Below are 23,140 nucleotides of genomic sequence, written 5' to 3'. Positions count from 1 at the left end.
CCGGTGAATTCGGGCCGTGGAACGCGCATTGCTGATCATGGCTGATAGCAACCCACCGGAAGCCATGGAGGCAAATATGCCCAATTCCCCAAACGAGCCCGAAAACAAGCCGGAAGAAGATCCTGGCAGCCAGCCCACCGAGGTCTCCAAGCCGATTGGCGACGCCATTCCCACGCCTGTCGAACCGGGTCTCGATCAGCCGTTGCCACACAAAGGTGAACCAGCGCTGCCCGCGAAGAAGGCCGACGATGAGCCTTTAGGCGAAACCGAGACGCCCCCCGGTGTGCCGTCGCCCGGACCGTCGGACTTCGCATAGGCGTCGGCGATCCGCTGATTCGCTACGCGCCCACCCAATGCGGATCAAGCCGCAGCGGGCTCGTGGACGATCTTCAGCGCGCTCGTGTGCTCTTTGATCAATCGGTAAACGGTTTCGCCAGGCACCGTTTCCCGTTCGAGCAGTTCATCGGCGATTGCACGCAGCACGGGCTCATATGCATGCAGCAGCCCGTAGCACAGTTCGTTGAGTTCCTTGAGCAGCACGTTGGCGTGCTCGATGGCGCTCTTCATTTGCAAGCCCGCATACTGCGAGGGCAGCGCAGCGAGGCTAAACAGATCGCCGTCGCGGTTGAAGCCGAACTTCGACACCATGTCGAGGCTGATGCGCGAGGCTTCCTGCAGATCCGACGCAGCGCCGCTCGATGCTTCGGAGAACATGAGAATTTCGGCGTTACGCCCGCCGAGCAAGACCTGAATTTCGTTGCGAATCTCGGTTTCGCGGTACAGGTGCTTGTCTTGCGCCTTGGTGATGAGCGCGACACCCAACGCGCCGCCACGCGGCAGAATGGTGACCTCTTCCAGCACGCCGGTGCCGAGCACCGCGGCCACGAGACCATGCCCCGCTTCGTGCACCGCGATGCGCGTGCGTTCGTCCTCGCTCAGTGCCCGCTCGGCGCCGCTCACGTCGCCGATGCGCGCGATCTTGATCGCCTCCATGAAATGCTTGGCGGCGATTTCCGTCTCGCCGGCCTTGCGCGCGACCAGCCCCGCCTGATTCACGACCATCGCGACCGTAGCCGGCGAAAGACCCGTGGTCAGGCGAGCGAGTTGGTCATAGTCGATGTCGGCGGCCTTCGACTTCAGCTTCTCCGCATAGAAGCGGAAAATTTTCGCGCGGTCTTCGCGGTCGGGCAAGCGGACCTGCACCGTGCGATCGAAACGGCCCGGGCGGCGCAACGCCTCGTCCAGATTGTCGGGATGGTTGGTGGCCGCGACGATGATGACGCCTTCATTGGACGCGAAACCATCCATTTCCGCGAGCAACTGGTTGATGATGCGATTGCTCTCGGCTTCGACGGGGCCGCCGCCGGTATCCGTGCGTTTGGCGAGGCCGTCGGCCTCGTCGATGAAGATGACCGTGGGCGCATTCTTGCGCGCGAGTTCGAACAGGTGCTTGACCTTCTGGATGCCGACGCCGTAGTACTTCGCACTGAAATAACTACCCGTGATCGAAATGAAGTTCGCGCCGCATTCGCCGGCGAGCGCCTGCGCGAGCCGTGTCTTGCCGACGCCTGGGCCGCCGACCATCAGGATGCCGCACGGTGCGCGCACGCCCATCGAGGAGAATTGCTTCGGATTGGACAGATAGCCGCGAATGTCCGCGAGTGCCGCCTTTGCTTCACCGGCGCCGATCACGTCGTCGAAACACAGCGTGGGTGCCTTGTTGAGCAACGACGCGCCACCTCTCATCTCGCGGCGCATGAACCACACCATGCCGCCGATCAGCAACAGGGGCAACAGCAGGCTGATCACGTCGCGCACCTGGCCGAACAGCGGAACCCAGCGCGACGCGCCAGTGCGGATGTCCGCATTGGGCAGCCATACGAGCTGATAGGGCGCGGCCTCTCCCGCTGTGGGCTCGCCGAGCAGCAACGCATGCGAGAACGTTGCGTTATGGTCGGTGACGAAGTATTTCGAGCCGTCGCGCTTCGACACCAGAATCGCGTTAGGGCTCACGCCGATCGCGGCCACCTTGGCATCGTGAATATCACGCAACATTTGCGACGCGTCTTTCTCCTCGCGGGTCCACGCCGAGGGATCGTGGCGCATCTGACTTGCAATGCCGGTAAGCGCTGGCGTTGTCGGCGCACCGCGCTGCTGGTACTGCCAGACGCCCAAAGCGAGCAATAGCGCGATAAATGCGGCGCCGACGCCAAAAGCAATCTTGCGTGCACGTCTTTTCCCAAGCGAGTTCTTTCCCGGCTTCATGAGTCACTTCCAAAAACGGGCCAAAGGGGGCCCTGAGTACTGGTCAAAATCAGGTGGCAGAGATTGCTGGGAGGGAATCGGCTGACGCGACACCATGCATGCATGGAAAGAAGGACACCCAACCATACGTCCCTTTTAGCCGCTCTGACACCAGCCAGTATGCTGGTCGGCCGCTCTTTCCAGATTGCAGAAAAGGCCCATTTCTACCGTCTATCCGGCGGTTTGCAACGTCGGATTTGAGGGAGCGATCCATGGCTTTTAAAACAATGGGCCGCTGCTCCGGGCACAGTTTATCAGCCCTATATTCAATGCGTATTCTGCGTGCGTGCAATTCACCGAGCCCTATTAAAAAGCGGTCAAAATTGCAGCAAAAATGCGGAATATGGTCGACGCGGATCCAGGCAGCCTGGTGACCATCAGTTGATATGAAGTATGACGGAGGGGATTCGCCGAGCGAGCGCCCGGCGAGGACCGCACTTGCGTGGCGATCCTCGGCCGGTCGCTCGGCCAAGTCCGGAGGCGCCTGCAACGACACCCCCAAAACGTCCGTTGGGCAAGGTACCCAACGGTTGCGCAACTGAACGGCGGGCCTCTGTGGACCCATTCGTATTTTGGCGCACTCTCAGGTTCTTCTTTTTTATTGCCGGCACCTGATGGCACCGGTCTACTGCTCCCGCACCTACCCCCGCTTCTCGGAGCCCTTCCCTTCGACAAATTCAGACTCAGGCGCCTGGGTGCCACCTCAAGCTTCGTCTGCACCGTCGATGAAAGCGGTTCGTCCCTAAACATCCGACAATATCGCAGTTTTTTTGATAGGCTTTACCCTCCGTCTCAATTCTGGACGACAGCGGGTTAAATATCTGGTTACCATCGCTGGCCCACCGGAACCGCATCCCTTGCCCGCAGTAACGGATTCATGAACCAGCGCACCTTGCCGCAACACCTGGCTACTGCAGCCGCAGCCGAATCGCGCGCCGCCATTTTCACGAGCCGCTTCAGCACGCAGGCGCTCGCCGCCGGCGAACAATTTCTGGCCTGGCGCCAGCGCGTGGGCCATGTGGTCGACGCACCGCCCTCCAACGATCAGATCGTCCACGGATTTCGCGGCGAGATCGATTTATATGCGGTCGGCGGAATCGTGTTTACCGACTGCAGCACGGATTCGATGCGCCTGGAACGGTCGGTCGCGCGCGTGTCCACGGACTCGCGGCGCGATTACGTCTTTCAACTGTTCGTGGAAGGTGAAATCGGCCACGTGAGCGGCATGCGTAAGAAACGCAGTGCGCCGAGCTCGGCGCGGGGCATCGTCGCGTTCGACCTGAACCAGCCGTTTCGGGCCGAACGGCCCACCTGCAGGCTTCTGAGTCTGTTCATACCGTCCGCGATCGTAGACGAGGAACTGCGCGACGGCGCGGCGATTCACGGTCGCATTGTCCAGCAGGGTTCGCCGCTGACCGGCCTCGTGCTGGACCACCTGTCGGCAGTCGCCCGGGAAATTCCCACGCTCGACCCCGGCGCCGCGGCGCAAGCATTACATGCCGGCGCCCAATTGCTGGTCGCCGCCTTCCAGAAGGAAGCGCGCCTGACAGGCGCGAGCCGGGCGGCGCTCCAGTCTGCCGTGATGGGCCAGGTGCGGCGCTACGTCGAAGCCAATCTGCACGAGGCTGACCTCACGCCGACCAGCGTGGTCCAGGCATTACAACTGAAACGCGCCACCGTCTATCGCTGGTTCGAGCACGACGGCGGGCTCGGTGCGTATATCCGCAATCGCCGGTTACGGGAGGCGGCGGACGAGCTGGTTCGGTTCCCGCATCTGCAGGTGGCGGAAATCGCCTTCGGACTCGGTTTCCGGAGCGCGTCCGATTTCACCCGTGCGTTTCGCCGCGCCTTCGACATGAGCCCGCAGGATATGCGGGCGCGCGCGTTGAACCTGCAGCAGTACGGGCTAGCGCCAGGGAGCGCCGGGTAATTCCTGATAACGCCTGGTAATGCGGGCTTGGTAACACAGGTCTGTTAGGTCTGGCCTGGTAACGTTGGCCTGGTAACGTTGGCCTGGTAACGCCTGGCCGAGCAGCGTTCAGGCCGGCGGCGGCGAAGCGCAGGCAACGCACGCACCCTTCGCTTCCGGCTCGGGAAATGCCTTCAACGCGGCCAGCGTGACCAGGGTCGCGGCCATCAGATACCACGCCGGCATCATCGGATCACCTGTGCGTCTGATCAGCCACGTCACGAGGAACGGCGAAAATCCGCCGAACAGGACAACGCCGAAACTGTAGATCATCCCAAGTCCGGCCGCTCGCCGATGGGCCGGAAACGCTTCCATCATCAGCACGGAACTCGGCCCGGCATTGTTGACCGCCAGCGCCACGTAGGCCGTAATGATGACGAGCGCGGCGACATCGCCCGCGCCATGCGTCAGCGCCCGGAATGCCGGCCACGCGGCCGCCAGCGACGCCACGAGCGCCGCGTACTGCAGCGTCTTGCGGCTCGCGAAGCGGTCGGCCGCGCGCGCCACGAGCGGCGTCACCACGAGGATCACGAGGCCCGACAGGCAGGCCGTCAGCAGGCTGATCGCTGCCGGCCGATGCAGCGTACGAACCAGATAGGCCGGCATATAAAAGACCGTGAGGTAGATGCCCACCGAAGGCGCCGCCATCATCAACAGGCCGCAGACGATGGCACGCGGGTGCGCCGCGAACATGCGCGTCGGGCTGAGCCGCGCTCGATGCTGCGGCGCGGCGGCCGGCATCCGGCGCCGCAGGTACCAGCCGACCGGTCCGATCAGCCCACCCAGCACGAATGGAATGCGCCATCCCCAGTCGTGCATGGCGGCGGGCGACAGCAGCGCCGTGGCGCTGGCCCCGATCAGCGCGGCGGCGAAGGCGGCTGCACCCTGGCTCGCGCCGCGCCAGCTCACCATGAAACAACGATTCCGGTACGGGACCGTCTCCATCAGTGAAGCCGACGCCGGCCCGATTTCACCGCCTGCCGCGAGCCCTTGCATCAGGCGCGCGAGCACCATCAACACCGGCGCGGCAGGGCCGATCGAAGCATAGCCCGGCAAACACGCAATCAGCCATGTGCCGAGCGTCATGAGTGCGAGCGATACCGTGAGGCCCGCTTTGCGGCCGCGGCTGTCGGCAATGTGGCCGATCATCAGCGCGCCGAGCGGGCGCATCACGAAGCCCGCGCCGAAGGTGGCGAGCGAGAGCAGCAGCGATGACGCAGGATTACTCGATGGAAAGAACAGATCACCGATGATGACCGCGGAAAAGCTGTAGACGGTGAAGTCGTACGCTACAAAGCCGTTACCGATAATAATCGCCGTGACGATACGCATGAGTTCGGCGCGGGACGGTTGAGCCGCTTTGTGCACAGCAGTTTGCATGGATTGCGATCGACGAATTCTCGCCGGCGTATTCTTGCCGGCGGATTCAGAAGGATGACAAAAGACGCATTGTATTTCCTTCTTCAACATCGCGGGCAGGCGCAACCTGGAACCCACGCCGACCGCGCTGCTACACTTGCGCCACACCAACCCCGCCGAAGCATTCGCACCGCCCGGCATCACGCCGATCGCGATCACCCTCCGCGTCACGGCACGTTCTTCCGCCGACACACTCCGTACTCCATGCTTCGATTCGACAACCTCAGCAAGCGCTATAGCGAACGCCTCATCTTTCAGGGACTGCATTACAACAGCATTGCAGGATGTGTCGCGCTCAATGATGAATCCGGCAGTGGCAAGTCGACCTTGCTCGGCATCCTCGCCGGCACGATCGAGCTCGACGCCGGCGAGGTGTGGCTTGGCGGCCATGCGCTGCGCAGCGCGCGGCAGGAAGCGCAATCGGCGCTCACGTATGTGCCCGAAGACTGCATGACGTATCCCGACCAGACCGGCCGTGAGTACCTGGAGCGCGTAGCGGCGCACAGAGACACAACAGTCGACACCCACACGCTCGAGCTTGCCGGGCGCTTTGGACTCGAACCGCATCTCGACAAGCGCTTCGAGCAGATGTCGTTTGGCACGCGCAAGAAAATCTTCCTGACCGGGGCCGTGCTTGGCGAGACGAAAGTCGTGATCGCGGACGAACCGGTCGGCGGACTCGACGCCTCGGCGCGCGGCGTGCTGATCGATCTATTCAGAACGCTGGCGCAAAACCGCACGGTGTTTTTCTCAAGCTACGACGCGGCCTTCGCGCAAGCTTGCGAGGCGAAAACCATCAGTTTTGCGGACCTGGGCACGCAAGACTAGGCGCCTTCGCTCCGCCGGGACGTGCGAACGGCGGCAACACCGCGCGCGTGGCGAGTCAACCCGCCGTGTCCTGAGCCTTCACTGATAGCTCATCGTAAAGGTGGCGAGCCCCTTCACCGTACCTGGCCCTACCGTACCCGTCGAGATGTACTGCGCGGTCAACGGGATGCGGGTCGTGCTCGCCGATGCACCGACCAGCCACTGATTGGGATTGCCCGCTACAGCCGAGTCCGGCCCGTAGCTGACCGGCGATCCGCCGCTGTTCAACATTCGCAGCTTGACGCCCGTCGCGGTCGACCCGCTCGCGAGCGTCAGATTGCTGGTCGTGTTGCCTGGATTCGTGGCGTCGGTCAGAGTCACGTAAACATTCGCACCCGCCTGGCAAGACAGCCCGATGCTGAGATTCGTGTTGCCGACTGTCGTGCCAACGGGGCTCAAGGCACTGGCATTGACGGTTGGCAGCGTGACGTTGACTGACGGCGTGGTCACTGTGCACGTGGTCGCGACGATCGACGTGTTGTTGACCGAAATCGTCACGAGAGCCGGCGACGTAACGTTGGCCGGAACGTTGTGGCTGACCAGCGTGAACATCTGCGCAATGTTGAGCGCGCCACCCGCGGTCACTTGCGCGGCAGTTTTCACCAACTGGTAGGTCAACGTGAAGCTACCCTGGAAGGCAGCCGTCGTTGTGATCGGCGCGCCGAAATCATCCCACTTGGGGACGGGCAGGCTGGACATCGTCTTGTTGCCGTAGGTCACGTCCACGACCTTGATGCCGATCCCCGCGATGCCGGTATTCCACACGCCTGCTACCGGGCTGCTCGTCAACTGCGGAAAGTACTGCATATACCAGCCGTTGTTGAACGGCGCCACCGTGCCGGGATTCGACGGACAGTTCACGGATACGGTCGACGACTGCAGCGGACCGATCGCCGCGCCGACCGGCGCATCGCGCGGCACGGTGAGCGTGCCAAAGCTGATCGCCGCCGAGCCGGTAATCGTGCATTGCAATGCCGCGTGAGCGGGCGCGCTGGCAATCAGTCCGGCACAACCCGCCGCGCCTAGCATCAGGATGCCGAAGCATTTCCGCACGGCCCGGCATGAGAGAAACATCTTCATTGCGCATTTCCTCCAGCGGACGAACCCGCCGCGGTCTGGTTCGCCGCACTACCTGGCACACTAGCCGCCGCGCCGGCCGTCGCACCGCACACAGCATCGATATGGGCATACGCGCCGCGGTCTTCGCCCTTCGGCGGCAGGTGATAGCCGAATGCACACTGCTCATCGGCGGCGTCGCCCCACTTCACCGTAAGCGCGCCCTCGTCAGCCACACCCCGCACGAAGATCCGGCTGTTCTGGCCGATCGCGCCGACACCCTGCCCCTTCGTGTCGAACACCGTCGCACCGAATGGCAGCGGTGCGCCGTTCGGCAAGCGAGCCGAAATCACCGCCGCCCTGCCGGTCACCGTGCCGAAATGAATCATCACCACCGAGTTGGCACGCGGCGCCACCTGCTGGCTGGTCGACTTGAATTCGACGTCGAGCGGGATTCCCTTCGGATCGATTTCGACTGTGTTCAGGCTATACGGCGTCAGATACGGAATCACCGCGTAGCCGAAGTTGTCGATCCGCACGCCGGACGAATTGGTGATGCGAGCCCCCTTCGCGTCTTTCGCCTCGACCACACCGATCGTGTCGCCCAGATCGTTGGCGAAAGTCACGCCGCCCGGATGCGCGACGATCGCGCCGGTCACGCCTGCCGACACCTGCGAGTAGCCGGAACCGCCGCTCGCGCTCGCTGCGAGCGTTGCGTACGGGCTGCGGTACTGGCCATTCACGCCGCCCGAGCTCGAGCCCGGCGCATGGTTCGCGGTCACGCCGTAGGTGAATTCGTTGTCCACACCGGCCGAGCCGTTCAGCATCGCCTGCTCTGACGAACCGCTCTGACTGTTGTGCGTGAAACTGGTCGACAGGGTCGGTGCATGCTGACCGGCGCCGAGCGGAATCGAGACGCTCGCGAAGAGCTGGTTATTCATCTGTCCGGTCAGGCCGTCGCGCTGCCTCGACAGGGACACGTTGTAGCTGAAGTTGGTGCTGAGCGCGCGCAACACGTTGTTGTAACCGACCTGGAATTGCGTGGTGGTGCCACCGCGATTCCAGTAATCGAGCGTCGAGCCAACCACGTACGCGTTCCCCCAGCCGTTGCCGAAACTCTGATTCATCGTCAGCTGGATCTGATTGCGCTGGCGATCCACCGAACTCGGGTCCTCCCCCGTGGCGACCGCGCTGCGCGCCAGCATGGCGTCGCGCAACGCCCAGAAGCCGCTCGACGAATAGCGATAAGCGGCGACGGTGAAGTTGGTGTCGGTAGCCGGCACCAGCTTGCTGTAGCTGATTCGCACGCTCTGCCCGGTGGTATTGGTCACACCGCGAATGTTGGCGCGCGCTTCGGTTACGTCGAGCGCGAGCGCGCCCAACGGCGTATTGACCGCCGCACCGAGCAGGCCGGCGAGATAGCCTTCTGCAACGATCGTCCCCGCGTAGCCGGTGATGACGTTGTTGAAACCGTGCTGCACCGTCGCCTGAAGAAGGCTGTCGTGCTGATCGACCTGCGCATCGCGAAGCTGCCCCGCGGCGACATTGAAACGCGTGATGCCCGGACGCAGCAACTGCGCGACCGATGCATAGGGCACCGAGAAACTATGCTGACTGCCGTCGGCTTCCGTGACCGTGACGAGCAGGTTGCCACCGTAACCGGTGGCGTAAAGGTCGTTGATCTCGAATGCGCCCGGCGCGACCGTGGTTTCGTACAGCTTGTTGCCGTTCTGCGTGACGCTCACGCGCGCATTGGTCATCGCCACGCCGCGAATCAGCGGCGCATAGCCGCGCAGCGAATCGGGCAGCATGCGGTCGTCGCTCGCGAGCTCGGCGCCGCGAATGCCGATGCTGTCGAACACGGCGCCATCGGTAAAGGCATCGCCGAGCGTCAACTGGCTGCGAATCGACGGCAGATCGTGCTGCACGTAGGTCGCGATATTCTGATACGTGCGTGGCCCGTTCGATTGCCACGTCAGCGCGGAATTCTGCCGGAAGTGCCAACTGCCGACGTTGACGCCGCTATTCAGGCCGAGATACGTCTGCGTGTTCGAGGACCCCGCCGCTCCCGACCCGCTCACGCGAAACGAATTCAGGCTATAGCCCAGGGTGGCCGAGCTCACGCCTTCGTCCCAGAACTCGGGGCTCACGTAACCTTGCGGATTGCGCAGCAGCGCCACCTGCGGAATGCTCAGATCGAGCCGCAGATCGGACAAGTCGAAGGATTGCGACGCACCGTCGACCAGATCGGCGAGATTCGCGCACTCACCCGCCTGGGCTTTCGCGAGTTCGCCACGACCCTTGCCCGACAATGCCGAAAAGTCCAGACCGAGGCGCTCGATCAGCGCTTTGCTGAAACACGGCGCGGCGTTCCCCGCGCCTTCGCGTGCCACGAAGCGAAGCGCGTCGTGGCCAACCCAATTTCCGTTCACATAAAGATCGACCGTGTATTCGCCCGGTTGCACCGGATTGCCGCGCTCGAAACGCGACACGTCGACGCTTTGGCCTTTCGGCTTCATCAGGAACTCGCTGTTGAACTGCACGTCGGCGAGCAGCGTCGAGTCGGCGAACGCCGGCACCGTGCCCCAGGCGGCCAGCGCGCCGAGCATCAGGGCATGGCTGCGCCTGAGCGCGAACCGGCTTCCGGCTCGCGGCCGTGGAGAGTGTGACCGGGTGCGCATGATTACTTGCGGGTCTCGTCGCGCAGCGTTTTGCCGTTGACGCCGGCGCCGTAGTCGTTGATGAACGTGTAGTCGACTTGCGCGGGCACGTCGGCGAGCGGCGCGACATTGCCGACGTCGAAGTCCGCGCTCGCGCCCGGGTCGACCATGCCGCCCTTGTCACTGGTCCAATTCGTCGTGCTCTCGCTCGCGACGATCTTGCTGAACGTGACGTGATAGGGCGTCGGATTGGTCGCCTCCAGCGCGTAAGCGCCGTTGTCCTTGCGCACGAATTTCCAGCTCACTTTCGCGGCCGCTTCGTCCGCATTGCCCGGCAAGCCCGTCGGCCGGAAAAACAGCTTGATGCGCGAACGGAACGCCAGTTGCAGTGAATTCGGATCGTCCGCTGCTGCGCTGGCGGCCGCGCGCGGCGGCACTTCAAGCACGTTGAGCCAGAACAGCGACTCCTTGTCTTGCGGCAAAGGCTCCTGCGTATAAATCAGACGCAGGCTCTGCCCTTTCTTCGGATCGAGGCGAAACAGCGGCGGCGACAGGGTGAACGGCACCTTCGATTCGTCCGGCATCGCGTTGGGATTGCCCGTGTCGAGCCACACCTGCACCAGTGCGGGGGCGTCGCCTTCGTTGCTGAGCTTGACCGTCACTTCACGCTCTTTTGCCTGATAGATCACGCGCGTACCGCTGATGACGACACCCGCATGCGCGCTGCCCGCCAACCATGACAATGCGAAAACCGTCATCGCCTTTAATAATTTTTTTCGCATTACCATTTCGTGATCCTGATTACATGGCGAACTCGGGGTTCGCTCAGATCTTCTCGACAGCCGGCGCCTCTCCCGGGCGCCGGCTACCGCCCCGTAGCGTTTTACTTTTACTGATAGACGATCGAATACATGACGGTCGTATTGACGGTACCCGCCGTCGACGCGCCGTTCGTCGCCACGTATTGCGCGAAGTACTTGAGCGTGGCCGCGCCGCTTGCCAGCGCAACGGCCTTCGAGTTCTGCGAGGCCTGAGCGGCGCCCAGCGTGATGACACTGCTGTCGCCGTTGAGGAGGCCGATTTCGACATTGGTCGCCGTGCCCGAGGCGTTGACCAGTTGGCCCGTCGTCGTATCGACGGTAGCGCCCGGCTCGAAATAGGTCGACACATTGCCCGAGTTCGGCGTGCAGTTCGACAGCGCGATGTTGAACGGCGTGCGGCCCGCGGTCGTGCCGGCCGTTGCGAGCGCCGAGGTCGAGACAGTCGGAAGCGTGACGGTAAAGTTCTTGCCGGCGCCGTTGCCGCTGATCGTGCAGGTCTGGCTCGTAATCTGACCGGTGAACGTGATGGTGCCGTCCGCGGCTTGCGAAACTGCCGGCATGGCGGCAGCGACCGCGATCGCTGCGGCGAAAACGCCTGAGCGCGTGAAATTCATGGTGATCCCCATTAGTGAGTGATGCGTCGTATTGAAAGGCCGTGTGTGTGGCGGGTTCGGCGATGGCGTTGCGCTCAAACCAACCGCGCCGGGGCTAATTATCGGGACGACACTCAAAAGGAACAGTCAACCAATGTCAGGCTGGATGCAAAAAATTTTAAGCAATGTCAAATCGGCGGCATTTGACAAGCGGACGCGGCCTGAGCAAACGCTCAGGCGCCAGAAGGAGGATACGGGGGACGGTTGCGCGGGTTCATCGTGCGGCGTCCCGGCCTGATGGCCGACGCCGCAGTGGCGCGGTGCTTCGTTATCTCTTCACAATCAATCAGGCAGCAGCGTAAAGCCGCCTCACTGCGCCTGTATCGCAGCGGGATTCAACTCGATATGCAGAATCACGAGCCACCGTTTCGGGCAATCCTGGGCGATCTGCAAATCCTGCTTTTTGTCGCCAGCCGTCTTCACGAAACCCTTGGCACGCGCGAAGCCGAACGCGCGCCGGGCATCGGCCTGCAGCCACAACGTGAGCAGCCCGCAGGTCACGCAACTGAACAGCCAGATCGTTTCGTGGGGCAAGTCTGCATCGAGCTGCTGCGCGACGTAGGTAAAAATAGTCGTGAGAACCTGATTGGTGACGAAGGCGATGGCAACAACCTTGCACATCCCTCTGAGCATCATGGCGGGTCTTGACGGGGTCATGATGTGGCAGAGCCCGGAGCGGCGCATACGCAAGCCTCGACGGTCACGTAGCCCCTGGTTTGTTTGAACGCCATACACTCTCCAGCCAATCGCGGATTTTTCGCGGCGGAACGCCGGACTCAAACTATACGGACGACACCATAAACGCCGCGAAAGGATAGCTGCCGTCAGCATAAAAATTTTGTGAAATTCACCGCACGCCGACCAGCCGGTAACCCACGCCGGACTCGGTGACAATGTGTTCAGGATGCGCCGGATCGCGTTCGAGCTTATGGCGCAGATGTCCCATGTAGATTCGCACGTAATGGTGGTTGTCGGTTTGCAAGGGGCCCCATACCTCGCCGAGCAGTTGTTCATGCGTCAATACCTGCCCAGGATGGCGCATCAGCGCGGAGAGAAGGCGATACTCGGTGGGACTGAGATGGACGGTCCGGCTGCCGCGCAGCACTCTGCGCTCGCCGAGATCGACCGTGACGAGGCCGAACTGAATCTGTGGCGGCCCGGCCCTGGCGCAGCCGGCCTGTCTGCGCAAGCGCGCGCGGATCCGCGCGCTGAGCTCGGGCAAGCCGAATGGCTTGGTGAGGTAATCGTCGGCGCCGGCATCGAGCGCGGCGACCTTGTCTTCCTCGCGGCTTCGCGCCGACAGCACGATGACCGGCATGGTCGACCAGCTACGCAATTCGCGGATCACTTCGATGCCGTCCACGTCCGGCAAACTCAGATCGATGATGACGAGGTCCGCCAGCCGCGTCGCAGCGTGCGCCAGGCCTTGTGCGCCAGTCTGCGCTTCGAAGACACTCATGCCGCCCGCTTCGAGGCTCGTGCGAATGAAGCGGCGAATGGCTTTGTCGGTATCGATCACAACAACTGTAACGGTGGGATCGCTCATGAATGTGCCACGTCGACAGCTCGCCGATCAGGCGGCGGCCGACGTCAAGGCGAGGTCTCCATTAATTATTGGAAGAGCGCGCATGTGCACGCCGGTAAAGCAGCGGCGACAGAAGTCAGACCCAGCCGAACAGGTTCAGCACAATGTCGATCAGCTTGATGAACGGAAACGGCAGCAGAATGCCGCCTAACCCGTAGATCAGCAGATTGCGGCGCAATAGCGACGCCGCGCCGAGCGGCCGGTACTTCACGCCCTTGAGTGCCAGCGGGATCAGCGCCACGATAATCAACGCGTTGAAAATCACCGCCGACAGAATGGCCGACGACGGCGAGCTCAGATGCATCACATCGAGCACACGCAGTTGCGGATAGGTCGTCGCGAAAGCCGCCGGGATGATCGCGAAGTACTTGGCGACGTCGTTGGCAATCGAGAACGTCGTGAGCGAGCCGCGCGTCATCAGCATCTGCTTGCCGATCTCGACGATCTCGATCAGCTTGGTCGGATTCGAATCGAGGTCGACCATGTTGCCGGCTTCTTTCGCCGCCTGGGTGCCGGTGTTCATCGCCACCGCTACATCCGCTTGCGCGAGCGCCGGCGCGTCGTTGGTACCGTCGCCGGTCATCGCCACGAGGCGCCCTTCGGCCTGGTGCGAGCGGATCGCCGTTAGCTTCGCTTCCGGTGTCACCTCGGCGAGGAAATCGTCCACACCTGCCTCGGCGGCGATCGCCGCCGCCGTCAGCCGGTTGTCGCCGGTCACCATGATGGTCTTGATGCCCATCTTGCGCAGTTCGGCAAAGCGCTCCTTGATGCCGCCCTTGACGATGTCCTTCAGCTCGATCACGCCCATGCAGCGTGCTGCGCTTTCGCCGCGGCCGTGCTGCGCGACAACCAGCGGGGTGCTGCCGCGCCGGGCGATCTCCGTCACCGCGGCCGTCAGCTCCGCGGGGAAGCGCCCGCCGCGTGCCTCGACATAATGTTTGATCGCGTCGGATGCGCCTTTGCGAATCTCGCGATCGGGCAGATCGACACCGCTCATGCGCGACTGCGCGCTAAAGGCGAGAAAGGTGGCCTGCAACGAATGCATGTCGCGTTCGCGGATATTGAAGCGCTGCTTCGCAAGCACGACGATGCTGCGGCCTTCCGGTGTTTCGTCGGCAAGTGAAGACAACTGCGCGGCATCGGCGAGCAGTTCCTCAGTGATACCCGGCGCCGGCACGAACTGCGACGCCTGGCGATTGCCGAGCGTGATCGTGCCGGTCTTGTCGAGCAGCAACACGTCGACGTCGCCGGCCGCTTCCACCGCGCGGCCCGAGGTGGCGATCACGTTCGCCTGCATCATCCGGCTCATACCCGCCACGCCGATCGCCGACAACAGGCCGCCAATGGTGGTCGGGATCAGGCAAACCAGCAGCGCGACCAATGCCGTAATCGTGACGACGTGCCCTGCTTTCGCGGCTTCGACCGAGAACATCGAGAACGGCAGCAGCGTTGCCGTAGCGAACAGCAGAACGAGCGTCAGCGCGACCAGCAGGATCGTCAGCGCAATTTCATTCGGCGTCTTCTGACGCTTGGCGCCTTCCACCATCGCAATCATCCGGTCGAGGAAAGCCTCGCCGGGATTCACACTGACCCGCACGACGATCCAGTCCGACAGCAAACGCGTGCCACCCGTCACCGACGAAAAATCGCCACCCGACTCGCGGATCACCGGCGCGGACTCCCCCGTGATCGCCGACTCGTCGACCGAGGCAACCCCTTCGATCACCTCGCCGTCGGCGGGAATCACGTCGCCGGTTTCGACCAGCACGACATCGCCTTTGCGTAGATCGGTCGCTGTCGTGATAACGATCGGCGACCTGGAATGCGCTTCCTGCAACTTCTTCGCCATCACGTCGCGCTTCGCGCCACGCAGTGAAGCCGCCTGCGCCTTCGAGCGGCCCTCGGCAAGCGCCTCCGCGAAGTTGGCGAACAGCACGGTAAACCAGAGCCAGAGCGCAATCGCGAGAATGAAACCGGCGGGTGCTTCAGCCTGACCGCCGAGCGCGGCGATCCACAGAATGGTCGTCAGAATGCTGCCGACGTACACGCAGAACATCACCGGGTTACTCAACTGATGACGCGGCGCGAGCTTCCTGAACGAATCGACGAGCGCCGGCCGCGCAATGGCCGGGTCGAACATCGAGCGCGCGGCGTTGCGTGCCTGACCGACGTTGCCAGGCTGATGAAACGGCGGTTGGAATCCGTTATTCATGCTTTCCTCTCAGTCAATGTTCCGCGACCACGATCAGATGTTCAACGACGGGGCCAAGCTCCTTTATGGACGGCCGCGAGGCGCGCGGCGAAGCGTGCCGCACGCCAATCACGAAGGCCGCGACGAGACCGCTGAACACGATGATGTCGATGAGGTAAAGCAGATCGATGGCCGCGCCTTCCACAACGGACTCTTGCACCATGCAATGTAGAAGACGCTACGTAAACGCAGCGTCAAGACTTCGCGCGATTTCGTAAAGACGGTGTGCAGGATGCGGGAGAGCGCCGGGCTGGCGCAGCTGGAATACTTTCAGGCGGTTCGAGCCGCCATCTGAAAACGACCGGTGTTTATGCCGTCTACCCGGCTTATGCTGCCTGAGCCGCTTCAGCCGTTTGAGTCGCTTTTTCGAGCGCGGCCTGTTCGAGCCAGAGCCGGCTATCGGGGAACCAGAATGCGTCCGGGCGCGGAGGCGAGACGAGCCTCACAGGAAGGGAGGGATTGAATATCTTCGACCATGCGGACAGATAGGACGGCGTCTTCACGAGGAACCCGCAATTGGCCAGAAGCAGGCTCGAAACCAGCGCTTCGCGGCCGATCTCGAGTCCCGGATAGCCGCTAAAGTGAATCGGCGTATTGCCACATGCGAGTAGTTTTGCCGGCGCTACTTTAACCGGCTTGCCGAATGGCCACGCGACAAAGAAATCGATAAACGCCTGTTCGTCGCTCGAGATGAAAATATGGGTGAGCTGCGGATTTTCCGCGAGCGCCAATTCCACCTGCCGGCAAAAGCTTCCCCACGAAACCGGCACGGCTTCCAGTGCCTTATCGGTACCTCTGAAATGCGCACCAAGGGTCGAGGTGCCGAGTCCGAGCTTCTGGCAGATCGAGTCGACTTCTTCATAGATATGGGTAGCCGGCCGATAGTGCGCGAAGAAGAGTTCGCTTGCACTACTGAGTCGAAGCCGGGCTTCATAGCGCTGACGAAATCCGAGCTGAACCAGGTCGCGGACCGTCGACGTTCTCACCTTGTGAGTGACCGCGTTTCTCGAAGTAGCGTGCACGGGTTCGAAGAACGCGGAGAACCAGTCCAGTTTTCCCTCGGCGTCGCCATACAACCCACCGCGGGCGCTAATGCTCGGCGTGAGGCATTTCTCGTCGCAATACATCAGAATAAACAGGACCATCTGCATCACGGAGAAGAACCCGGAGTTCTCCTGAATCTCGATGGAAAAGACGCCCCTGTTCAAACGCTGTGTAGCGTGAAGCGAAAGCCGGCGCGGCGTGGCCACGGAATGCTTGAACCCTTCGCTGCGTCGGATCTGTTTCGCCCGATCGACTACCTTTCTCAACATGCCCAACTCCTAATGAATTAGGTATTCTTTGAAATGGCACGCACCTGTTTGCTGCGAAGGAATGGAACACTCAGCATAACAGTTAAACAAATCCGGCCAAGTAAGTTTGGCTTGTATTCGTGAGCTAACGCACAAAGGTTCGGTAAGGTTTTCCCTGGATAGGCAAAGCCGCGGCGAGCTGCTCCAGCGCGTCATTCAATTGCCTCGCGGTGATTGCGTGAAGATTCGCATGCGGGGATACCAGGGGCAGTCATCCCGATCATGCAGCCAGCGTCAGCAACTCGCGAGGCGATTGAGCAGCCAGACGGGATCGCAATGTGCGTAGACGCTTGACCTTCCCCCGGTGGGAAGGTCCACGCTTCGGCTCTGATCTCTCATCGGAGCCACGAAAATGGAATTCAACATCCCGGATATGTCATGCGGCGGCTGCGCCAACGCGATTACTCGTGCAGTGACAAGTCTCGACCCCGCGGCGAAGCTCGACGTCGATGTCCCCGCCAAAATCGTTGCGGTCACATCGAGGTTGCCGACGGCACGCATCATCGAAGCCATGGAGGCGGTGGGTTTTCATCCTTTGCTCAGGGGCTAGGCGGATCGCGTCAAGTCATATAAATCGATTAAGCTTGCCTCCCTGTTCACGGCAGCACGGCACCGCGACATCACCGCATCACGGCGCGGCATCATGGCCGCCCGATATCACTTTTTCTCCAACGGAAAATCCAACATGAAAAACCTTCACACATTCCGTGCCCTGTGTCTTTTCAGCGGCGTTGCGTTTGCTGTCGCTGCGGCGCCTGTCTATGCGCAGCAGAGTGCGTCGATGCCCGGCATGGACATGTCAGCATCGGCGGACGCCGGGTCGAGCGCCTCGACGCAGGCCTTCAAAGATGTCGACGAGAAAATGATGCAGGACATGGAATCGCCCGCCTATACGGGCGATGCCGACAAGGACTTCGTGGCCCACATGATCCCGCATCATCGAGGCGCGGTCGAAATGGCGCAGGTGGAACTGAAATACGGTAAAGATCCCGAGTTGAAACGGTTGGCCCGCAACATCATCCAGGCGCAACACGAAGAGATCGCGTTCATGCAGCGCTGGCAGGCGAAGCACGGTGTGAAGTGACAACCGGCGCGGCCTGACCTGCCGCTACCGGTCGCGATACAACCGCAAACGGAAAACCGCGAAATAACGGCGACCCGCATCTCACGCGGGTGCTCACCGGGTCGTCGCGGCTTGCGCTTCGCGAGTCTCGCGAACGAGCGTCTCAACCAGTTCCGCCGCCGGCATCGCACGCGAAAGCCGCACGGCCTGGCCTGCCCATTGCGCCGCATACGCAGCGCTTCCCCGCGCTTTCGCGGCCGCATGCAACGCCTTGCCGGCGTCGTAAGCAATCGGGTAGTCAGGCAGCGCGGGACGCTGCGGGTCATCGCCCAACTCACTGAACTGATTCACGATGCCGCGCGCCGCACGTCCGGAAATCGCGCTAATGAAGGTGGTGCGGCTGTGGGGATTCAGCAGCGCGGCCCGGTATGCCGCGTCGGCAGCAGATTCCGGCGATGCGACGAAGGCAGTGCCCAGTTGGGCGGCCTGTGCGCCAAGTGCCAGCGCCGCCGCGATGCCCGCGCCATCCATGATGCCGCCAGCCGCGATCACCGGCAGCGGAATCTCATGAACCAGCAGTCGCACGAGCGCCAGCGTGCCAAGCAATTCGTCCGGGACCGATGGATCGAAATTGCCCCGATGACCGCCGGCCTCGGCGCCCTGTGCAATGACGCCGTCCAGTCCCGCTGCCTGGATCTCAGCGGCTTCGTCGAGGTTGGTGGCGCTCGCCAGCAGCATGATCCCAGCTTCGCGCAACGCCGCGAGTTTCGCGGCCGACGGCAAGCCGAAGTGAAAACTGACCACAGCCGGACGCTCCTCGAGCAACATCGCGAGCATCGCGTCGTCTTCGACAAAACTCGTATAGATCTCACGCAACGCCACAGGCGGTTGAGCACCGAAGCGCGCGAAGTGCGGCGCCAGATAGTCGAGCCAGCGCGCCTCCCGAAGCGGATCGGCGTGGGCTGGCGCATGGGCAAACAGATTGACGTTAAACGGCTTGCTGCTCAACGCGCGCGTTTCGTGGATCGCGGCCCGCGCGCTCTGCGCGTTCATCGCACCGAAACCGAGCGAGCCCAATGCGCCGGCGTTCGATACCGCCGCCGCGAGCGCCGGCGTGCTCACGGCCGCCATTGGCGCCTGGATGATCGGCAAGCCTATGCCCAACCGGGCGAGTAGATTTCCAGCGTCCTTCATTTTCGTCCCTCATTGAGTCTCACGCGTTCAGCATTGCCGCGCGCGCAAGTCTGTCCCGCTCCCACGCAACTGACTATACTTGTGCCCCCGCGTTGATAAACACCTCCATATCGAATTAATTTGATACATCGCGTAATGAATAATCCTCGGATCATTGAACGCAACAATAAACGGCAGTTCGACGACTTGATGCTCGGCAGCATCGAACTGTTCTGTCTGGCGGCGGAACGGGAGAGCTTTACAGACGCCGCCACCGCTGCCGGCGTCACGCCTGCGGCGGTGAGCCGTTCGGTGTCGCGGCTCGAGGAGCGCATGGAGGTGCGGCTCTTTGTCAGAACCACGCGCCGTATCCGGCTGACCGACGCGGGCAGGACCTATTACGAGCGTTGCCGCGAAGCGCTCGGGCAACTCGTCGACGCGGAGCGCGAAGCGACCGGCCAGCAGTCCGCCGCTGCCGGCGTGTTGCGCATCAGCATGCCGACGCCTTATGCGCACTATCGCGTGTTGCCCATTCTGCCGGCACGGCGGATTGATCGGCGTCCATCTCGGTCTGCACGCCGTGTTCTTCGTCACAGGTTCGCTGTTGATTGCTTGCGCCGCGCTCGGTCAGGCAGTGCGCAATCAGCCGACGCCGGCATGATGCGACAGGCGTCGGCCAATCGCGCGCTTATTGCCCCGTCTTGAGCACAACCCTGAAGCGGGCGGCACCGCTCATCATCCGGTCGAAGGCCTCGGCTGCCTTTGTCAGTGGGAACTCTTCGATCATCGGTTTGATTCCCGATAGCGCGCTGAAAGCGAGCGTGTCCTGAGAATCCGCCGACGTACCCGACGGCCAGCCTTGCACCGAATTGCGCCCCATGATGAACTGCGCGATAGGCACTTCGACGGGCTCATCGGAGAGCCCGACCATGATCAGCTTGCCGTTCGCCCCGAGGCCACCTATTACCGCGCTCATCGCCTTGCCGCTCGTGACGGTGGCGAGAATGACGCGCGCGCCGCCCAGCGCCTGCAATGCTTCAGCGACGTTGCCCGCGGTGCTGTCGATGTAGTGATGGGCGCCAAGTTGTTTCGCAAGACTGGCCTTGTCCTCTCCGCGCGCGATGGCTACCGTGACGAATCCCATCTTTCTCGCGAACTGCACGCCGAGATGACCGAGTCCGCCAATGCCCAGAATGGCGACCACATCGCCGGCCCGCGCGCCGCTGTTGCGCAGTGCGTTGAATGTCGTGATGCCCGCGCATAGCAGCGGCGCGGCATCGACATCGGAAAGATCATCGGGAATGCGCGCCAGCGCTTCGACCGGCGCCACCATGAATTCGGCGTAGCCGCCGTCGTAGCTGATACCCGGGACGAGGGCGCGCTCACACAGAACAAAATCGCCTCGACGGCAATTCTCGCACCGTCCGCAATGTCCGCCGTGCCAGCCGACGCCTACGCGCTGCCCCGCCTGCCATCCTTCTATGCCCGCGCCGACTGTATCGATGACGCCTGCGATCTCGTGCCCGGGCACCCTGGGATATTTCAGGCCAGGCCACTGCCCTTCCTTCGTCAACACGTCACTGTGACAAACGCCGCACGCCTGGATCCTGATCAGCACCTGCCCGGCACCCGGTTCCGGCACGTCCCGTTCGACGAGCTCGAGAGGGCCGCCCGCCCGCGCGACCTGCATTGCCTTCATCGTCCGCATCGCTTACCTCCTGATGAAAGAGACGAACGCGAGCTGACCAAACCCGGTTCGCGGATCTGCTGCCGACGTCACCCACCGGTCAAGCGTTCAGCTTACGCCATATTGCAGGCGCCGCTCCCTGCCACGGCATGGCCTGTCCTTATCGTCGACGCGAACGCCGCATGACTCGCGAAAGGCTTGTTCAAGCAGGCCACCCGTGCGGCCAGTTTTGCGCCCTTCACGCTGACCCGACAGGATCGCTCACGGCCGGATCACTCACCGCACCGCGTTGCACCGCCGGCCCCAACTGCTCGCCGAACTGCAACGCAGCCAGCTGGGCATAGAGCGGCGAACTCAAAAGAAGCTCCGCGTGACGGCCCTGCGCGACAATGCGCCCCTGTTCCAGCACGACAATGCGGTCGGCCTGCTGGACGGTCGCGAGGCGGTGTGCGATGACCAGTGTGGTGCGATTCTGCGCGGCATTGTCGAGCGCCTTTTGCACCAGCCGTTCGCTGGCGGCGTCGAGCGCGCTGGTGGCTTCGTCGAGCAGCAGGATGGGCGGATTCTTCAGGATCGCGCGAGCGATCGCAATGCGCTGGCGCTGTCCGCCGGACAGGCGCACGCCGCGCTCGCCGAGAAAGGTGTCGTAGCCTTGCGGCAGTTCTTCGATAAAGCCGGCCGCGGCGGCCATGTCGGCAGCGCGTTGTACTTGCGCCAGCGTGGCTTCCGGCGCGCCATAGCGGATGTTGTCCAGCACGCTCCCTGAAAAGATCACCGATTCCTGCAGCACCACGCCGATTTCCTTGCGCAATTCGACGAGCGGCACGTCACGCGTCGGCACGCCGTTGATCAGAATGCGGCCGGATTGCGGATCGTAAAAGCGCAGCAGCAACTGGAACAGCGTGGTCTTGCCCGCGCCGGACGGACCGACCAATGCGACATGTTCGCCCGGACGGACATCGAGCGAGAGTGCGGATAGCGCGGCAATGCCAGGACGCGATGGATACGAGAAACTGACGTTGTCGAAGCGGATGCCCTCGCCTCGCACAGGCAACGTGACCGTGGACTCAGCTTCCACCACCGGCGAGCGCGCCGCCAGCAATTGCAGCAAACGTTCGGTGGCGCCGGCAGCGCGCTGCAGATCGCCCCACACCTCGGCGACCGCACCCACGGCGCCTGCCGTGAACACTGCGTAAAGGATGAACTGGGACAACTGCCCCGCCGTCATCCGCCCGGCCAGCACCGCCTGCGCCCCGAGCCACAGCACGAACACGATGGCGCTGAACACCAGCACGATCACCACGGCGGTCAACCAGGCGCGCGCGCGAATGCGCGTGAGCGCGGTCTCGAAGGCCGCCTCCACCGCGCCGGCAAAGCGTCGCGCCTCGAATGGCTCCTGCGTATACGACTGGACGGTCGGCATCGCATTGAGTACCTCGCCCGCCAGCGCGCTGGTGTTCGCGATCTTGTCCTGGCTTGCACGCGAGAGCCGCCGCACGCGCCGGCCGAAGATCACGATAGGCGCGACCACCACGACCAGCGTCGCGATGATGTAGCCGGACAGCACCGGGCTCGTCACCGCCAGCATCGCCACGCCACCGGTCAACAGAAAGAAGTTGCGCAATCCCAGCGACAGGCTGGTGCCCACCACCGCCTGAATCAAGGTGGTGTCGGCAGTGAGGCGTGACAGCACCTCGCCGGTCTGGGTGGTTTCGAAGAACTGCGGACTCATTCCCAGCACGTGATCGTAGACCGCGCGCCGCAGGTCGGCCGTGACGCGCTCGCCCAGCCACGACACGAGATAGAAGCGCAACGCCGTGGCGCCGGCCAGTACCAGCGAAACGACGAATAGCGCGAAGAAATAGCGGTCGATGTGCGCCCGGTCGCCCCCGGCGAAGCCTCGATCGATCAGGTATTTGAACGCCACCGGCAACACCAGCGTGGCGCCCGCCGAGGTCACCAGCGCGAGGAAGGCGAGCACCCAACGGCCGGCATAGGGGCGCAGAAAGGGCAACAGCGCAAACAGGGGGCCGATACGTGGTGATGAACGTGAAGGAGGCGAAGACGTAACGGCATCTGGCATGGGGATTCCCGAGCGGATCGAATATCTTCCGATTGTGCCAGTCCTGCGAATTCGAGGTCGGTTCACGCAAAAGCCCGGCGCGGCCCGATGCATGGCCTGTTGCGCCACCAGCCCTATAATCCGCAGCACAGGCCAATTAACCTATCGATACCGAGGTCGAATCGATGTCTGAAAGCATGTCCAACGGAGCGCTGCGG

Annotated in this window: 19 protein-coding genes and 1 pseudogene; 7 read left to right on the top strand and 13 right to left on the bottom strand. The window is 62.8% G+C overall.

Annotation, left to right across the window (positions count from 1 at the left end; genetic code table 11):
• Window positions 1–76 precede the first annotated feature (76 nt).
• Window positions 77–316: a hypothetical protein gene (locus PQR53_RS13210; RefSeq protein WP_408454101.1), complete on the top strand. Its 240-nt coding sequence runs from the start codon at window positions 77–79 to the stop codon at window positions 314–316.
• 44 nt (window positions 317–360) lie between these two features.
• On the opposite strand, the gene PQR53_RS13205 is transcribed toward PQR53_RS13210, so the two are convergent.
• Window positions 361–2,265, bottom strand: a complete 1,905-nt coding sequence (locus tag PQR53_RS13205; RefSeq protein ID WP_408454099.1) for an AAA family ATPase — start codon at window positions 2,263–2,265, stop codon at window positions 361–363.
• Between the two features lie 916 nt (window positions 2,266–3,181).
• Here PQR53_RS13205 and PQR53_RS13200 point away from each other — a divergent pair.
• Window positions 3,182–4,234, top strand: a complete 1,053-nt coding sequence (locus PQR53_RS13200; RefSeq protein ID WP_408454096.1) for a helix-turn-helix transcriptional regulator — start codon at window positions 3,182–3,184, stop codon at window positions 4,232–4,234.
• A 108-nt stretch (window positions 4,235–4,342) separates the two neighbouring features.
• Here PQR53_RS13200 and PQR53_RS13195 read toward each other — a convergent pair whose 3' ends face one another.
• Window positions 4,343–5,653, bottom strand: a complete 1,311-nt coding sequence (locus tag PQR53_RS13195) for an MFS transporter (protein ID WP_408454093.1) — start codon at window positions 5,651–5,653, stop codon at window positions 4,343–4,345.
• A gap of 243 nt (window positions 5,654–5,896) precedes the next feature.
• On the opposite strand from PQR53_RS13195, the gene PQR53_RS13190 reads away from it, so the two are divergent.
• The gene (locus tag PQR53_RS13190; protein WP_408454090.1) at window positions 5,897–6,520 is read left to right on the top strand and encodes an ABC transporter ATP-binding protein; all 624 of its coding nucleotides are present in this window, start codon (window positions 5,897–5,899) and stop codon (window positions 6,518–6,520) included.
• 78 nt (window positions 6,521–6,598) lie between these two features.
• On the opposite strand, the gene PQR53_RS13185 is transcribed toward PQR53_RS13190, so the two are convergent.
• The 4 genes from PQR53_RS13185 to PQR53_RS13170 form a co-directional block, all read right to left on the bottom strand.
• Window positions 6,599–7,639, bottom strand: coding sequence for a fimbrial protein (locus PQR53_RS13185; RefSeq protein WP_408454087.1), 1,041 nt, complete (start codon window positions 7,637–7,639; stop codon window positions 6,599–6,601).
• Entirely contained in the window at window positions 7,636–10,224 is a 2,589-nt protein-coding gene (locus PQR53_RS13180; protein ID WP_408454085.1) for a fimbria/pilus outer membrane usher protein, read from the bottom strand. The genes PQR53_RS13185 and PQR53_RS13180 overlap by 4 nt, the downstream gene beginning before the upstream one ends.
• A 74-nt stretch (window positions 10,225–10,298) precedes the next feature.
• Window positions 10,299–11,057 carry a fimbrial biogenesis chaperone gene (locus PQR53_RS13175; RefSeq protein ID WP_459251629.1) on the bottom strand — a complete coding sequence of 253 codons (759 nt, stop codon included), beginning with the start codon at window positions 11,055–11,057 and terminating at the stop codon, window positions 10,299–10,301.
• Between the two features lie 107 nt (window positions 11,058–11,164).
• The gene (locus tag PQR53_RS13170) at window positions 11,165–11,710 is read right to left on the bottom strand and encodes a fimbrial protein (RefSeq protein ID WP_408454079.1); all 546 of its coding nucleotides are present in this window, start codon (window positions 11,708–11,710) and stop codon (window positions 11,165–11,167) included.
• A 276-nt stretch (window positions 11,711–11,986) separates the two neighbouring features.
• Here PQR53_RS13170 and PQR53_RS13165 point away from each other — a divergent pair, with 276 nt between their 5' ends.
• Window positions 11,987–12,397, top strand: a complete 411-nt coding sequence (locus PQR53_RS13165; protein WP_408454076.1) for a hypothetical protein — start codon at window positions 11,987–11,989, stop codon at window positions 12,395–12,397.
• A 199-nt stretch (window positions 12,398–12,596) separates the two neighbouring features.
• On the opposite strand, the gene PQR53_RS13160 is transcribed toward PQR53_RS13165, so the two are convergent.
• The 4 genes from PQR53_RS13160 to PQR53_RS13145 all read right to left on the bottom strand — a co-directional run bounded on the left by PQR53_RS13160 (window position 12,597) and on the right by PQR53_RS13145 (window position 16,898).
• Window positions 12,597–13,295: a response regulator gene (locus PQR53_RS13160; protein ID WP_408454073.1), complete on the bottom strand. Its 699-nt coding sequence runs from the start codon at window positions 13,293–13,295 to the stop codon at window positions 12,597–12,599.
• Between the two features lie 115 nt (window positions 13,296–13,410).
• Window positions 13,411–15,474 carry a potassium-transporting ATPase subunit KdpB gene (kdpB, locus tag PQR53_RS13155; protein ID WP_408454317.1) on the bottom strand — a complete coding sequence of 688 codons (2,064 nt, stop codon included), beginning with the start codon at window positions 15,472–15,474 and terminating at the stop codon, window positions 13,411–13,413.
• Between the two features lie 85 nt (window positions 15,475–15,559).
• Window positions 15,560–15,730, bottom strand: a complete 171-nt coding sequence (locus PQR53_RS13150) for a hypothetical protein (RefSeq protein WP_408454070.1) — start codon at window positions 15,728–15,730, stop codon at window positions 15,560–15,562.
• Between the two features lie 181 nt (window positions 15,731–15,911).
• Complete coding sequence (locus PQR53_RS13145; RefSeq protein ID WP_408454067.1) at window positions 15,912–16,898, bottom strand: O-fucosyltransferase family protein; 987 nt, start codon at window positions 16,896–16,898, stop codon at window positions 15,912–15,914.
• Between the two features lie 391 nt (window positions 16,899–17,289).
• Between PQR53_RS13145 and PQR53_RS13140 the strand changes: the two genes are divergently transcribed.
• Both PQR53_RS13140 and copM read left to right on the top strand, forming a co-directional pair.
• Complete coding sequence (locus tag PQR53_RS13140) at window positions 17,290–17,487, top strand: heavy-metal-associated domain-containing protein (protein ID WP_408454064.1); 198 nt, start codon at window positions 17,290–17,292, stop codon at window positions 17,485–17,487.
• A 135-nt stretch (window positions 17,488–17,622) separates the two neighbouring features.
• Window positions 17,623–18,021, top strand: coding sequence for a CopM family metallochaperone (gene copM / locus PQR53_RS13135; RefSeq protein WP_408454314.1), 399 nt, complete (start codon window positions 17,623–17,625; stop codon window positions 18,019–18,021).
• Window positions 18,022–18,114: 93 nt separating this feature from the next.
• On the opposite strand, the gene PQR53_RS13130 is transcribed toward copM, so the two are convergent.
• Complete coding sequence (locus PQR53_RS13130; protein ID WP_408454061.1) at window positions 18,115–19,194, bottom strand: NAD(P)H-dependent flavin oxidoreductase; 1,080 nt, start codon at window positions 19,192–19,194, stop codon at window positions 18,115–18,117.
• 135 nt (window positions 19,195–19,329) lie between these two features.
• Between PQR53_RS13130 and PQR53_RS13125 the strand changes: the two are divergent.
• A pseudogene (locus PQR53_RS13125) lies at window positions 19,330–19,722 on the top strand (LysR family transcriptional regulator); the annotation flags it as partial.
• A gap of 139 nt (window positions 19,723–19,861) precedes the next feature.
• On the opposite strand, the gene PQR53_RS13120 reads toward PQR53_RS13125, so the two are convergent.
• The gene (locus PQR53_RS13120) at window positions 19,862–20,881 is read right to left on the bottom strand and encodes an alcohol dehydrogenase (protein WP_408454059.1); all 1,020 of its coding nucleotides are present in this window, start codon (window positions 20,879–20,881) and stop codon (window positions 19,862–19,864) included.
• A 217-nt stretch (window positions 20,882–21,098) separates the two neighbouring features.
• Window positions 21,099–22,943 (bottom strand): ABC transporter transmembrane domain-containing protein, encoded by a 1,845-nt coding sequence (locus PQR53_RS13115; RefSeq protein WP_408454056.1) that lies wholly within the window; start codon window positions 22,941–22,943, stop codon window positions 21,099–21,101.
• Window positions 22,944–23,140 lie beyond the last annotated feature (197 nt).

The sequence above is a fragment of the Paraburkholderia fungorum genome (genome assembly GCF_046027605.1).
Taxonomy (GTDB): domain Bacteria; phylum Pseudomonadota; class Gammaproteobacteria; order Burkholderiales; family Burkholderiaceae; genus Paraburkholderia; species Paraburkholderia fungorum_F.
This window is presented reverse-complemented; position numbering and strand designations above follow the sequence as displayed.

Coding starts and splice junctions, on each gene's coding strand:
- PQR53_RS13205 (WP_408454099.1), bottom strand. CDS start 2,265: ATGAAGCCGGGAAAGAACTCGCTTGGGAAAAGACGTGCACGCAAGATT.
- PQR53_RS13175 (WP_459251629.1), bottom strand. CDS start 11,057: ATGCGAAAAAAATTATTAAAGGCGATGACGGTTTTCGCATTGTCATGG.
- PQR53_RS13210 (WP_408454101.1), top strand. CDS start 77: ATGCCCAATTCCCCAAACGAGCCCGAAAACAAGCCGGAAGAAGATCCT.
- PQR53_RS13160 (WP_408454073.1), bottom strand. CDS start 13,295: ATGAGCGATCCCACCGTTACAGTTGTTGTGATCGATACCGACAAAGCC.
- PQR53_RS13120 (WP_408454059.1), bottom strand. CDS start 20,881: ATGCGGACGATGAAGGCAATGCAGGTCGCGCGGGCGGGCGGCCCTCTC.
- PQR53_RS13190 (WP_408454090.1), top strand. CDS start 5,897: ATGCTTCGATTCGACAACCTCAGCAAGCGCTATAGCGAACGCCTCATC.
- PQR53_RS13170 (WP_408454079.1), bottom strand. CDS start 11,710: ATGAATTTCACGCGCTCAGGCGTTTTCGCCGCAGCGATCGCGGTCGCT.
- PQR53_RS13130 (WP_408454061.1), bottom strand. CDS start 19,194: ATGAAGGACGCTGGAAATCTACTCGCCCGGTTGGGCATAGGCTTGCCG.
- PQR53_RS13200 (WP_408454096.1), top strand. CDS start 3,182: ATGAACCAGCGCACCTTGCCGCAACACCTGGCTACTGCAGCCGCAGCC.
- PQR53_RS13165 (WP_408454076.1), top strand. CDS start 11,987: ATGGCCGACGCCGCAGTGGCGCGGTGCTTCGTTATCTCTTCACAATCA.
- PQR53_RS13185 (WP_408454087.1), bottom strand. CDS start 7,639: ATGAAGATGTTTCTCTCATGCCGGGCCGTGCGGAAATGCTTCGGCATC.
- PQR53_RS13145 (WP_408454067.1), bottom strand. CDS start 16,898: ATGTTGAGAAAGGTAGTCGATCGGGCGAAACAGATCCGACGCAGCGAA.
- PQR53_RS13140 (WP_408454064.1), top strand. CDS start 17,290: ATGGAATTCAACATCCCGGATATGTCATGCGGCGGCTGCGCCAACGCG.
- PQR53_RS13180 (WP_408454085.1), bottom strand. CDS start 10,224: ATGCTCGGCGCGCTGGCCGCCTGGGGCACGGTGCCGGCGTTCGCCGAC.
- PQR53_RS13195 (WP_408454093.1), bottom strand. CDS start 5,653: ATGCAAACTGCTGTGCACAAAGCGGCTCAACCGTCCCGCGCCGAACTC.
- PQR53_RS13115 (WP_408454056.1), bottom strand. CDS start 22,943: ATGCCAGATGCCGTTACGTCTTCGCCTCCTTCACGTTCATCACCACGT.
- kdpB (WP_408454317.1), bottom strand. CDS start 15,474: ATGTTCGACCCGGCCATTGCGCGGCCGGCGCTCGTCGATTCGTTCAGG.
- copM (WP_408454314.1), top strand. CDS start 17,623: ATGAAAAACCTTCACACATTCCGTGCCCTGTGTCTTTTCAGCGGCGTT.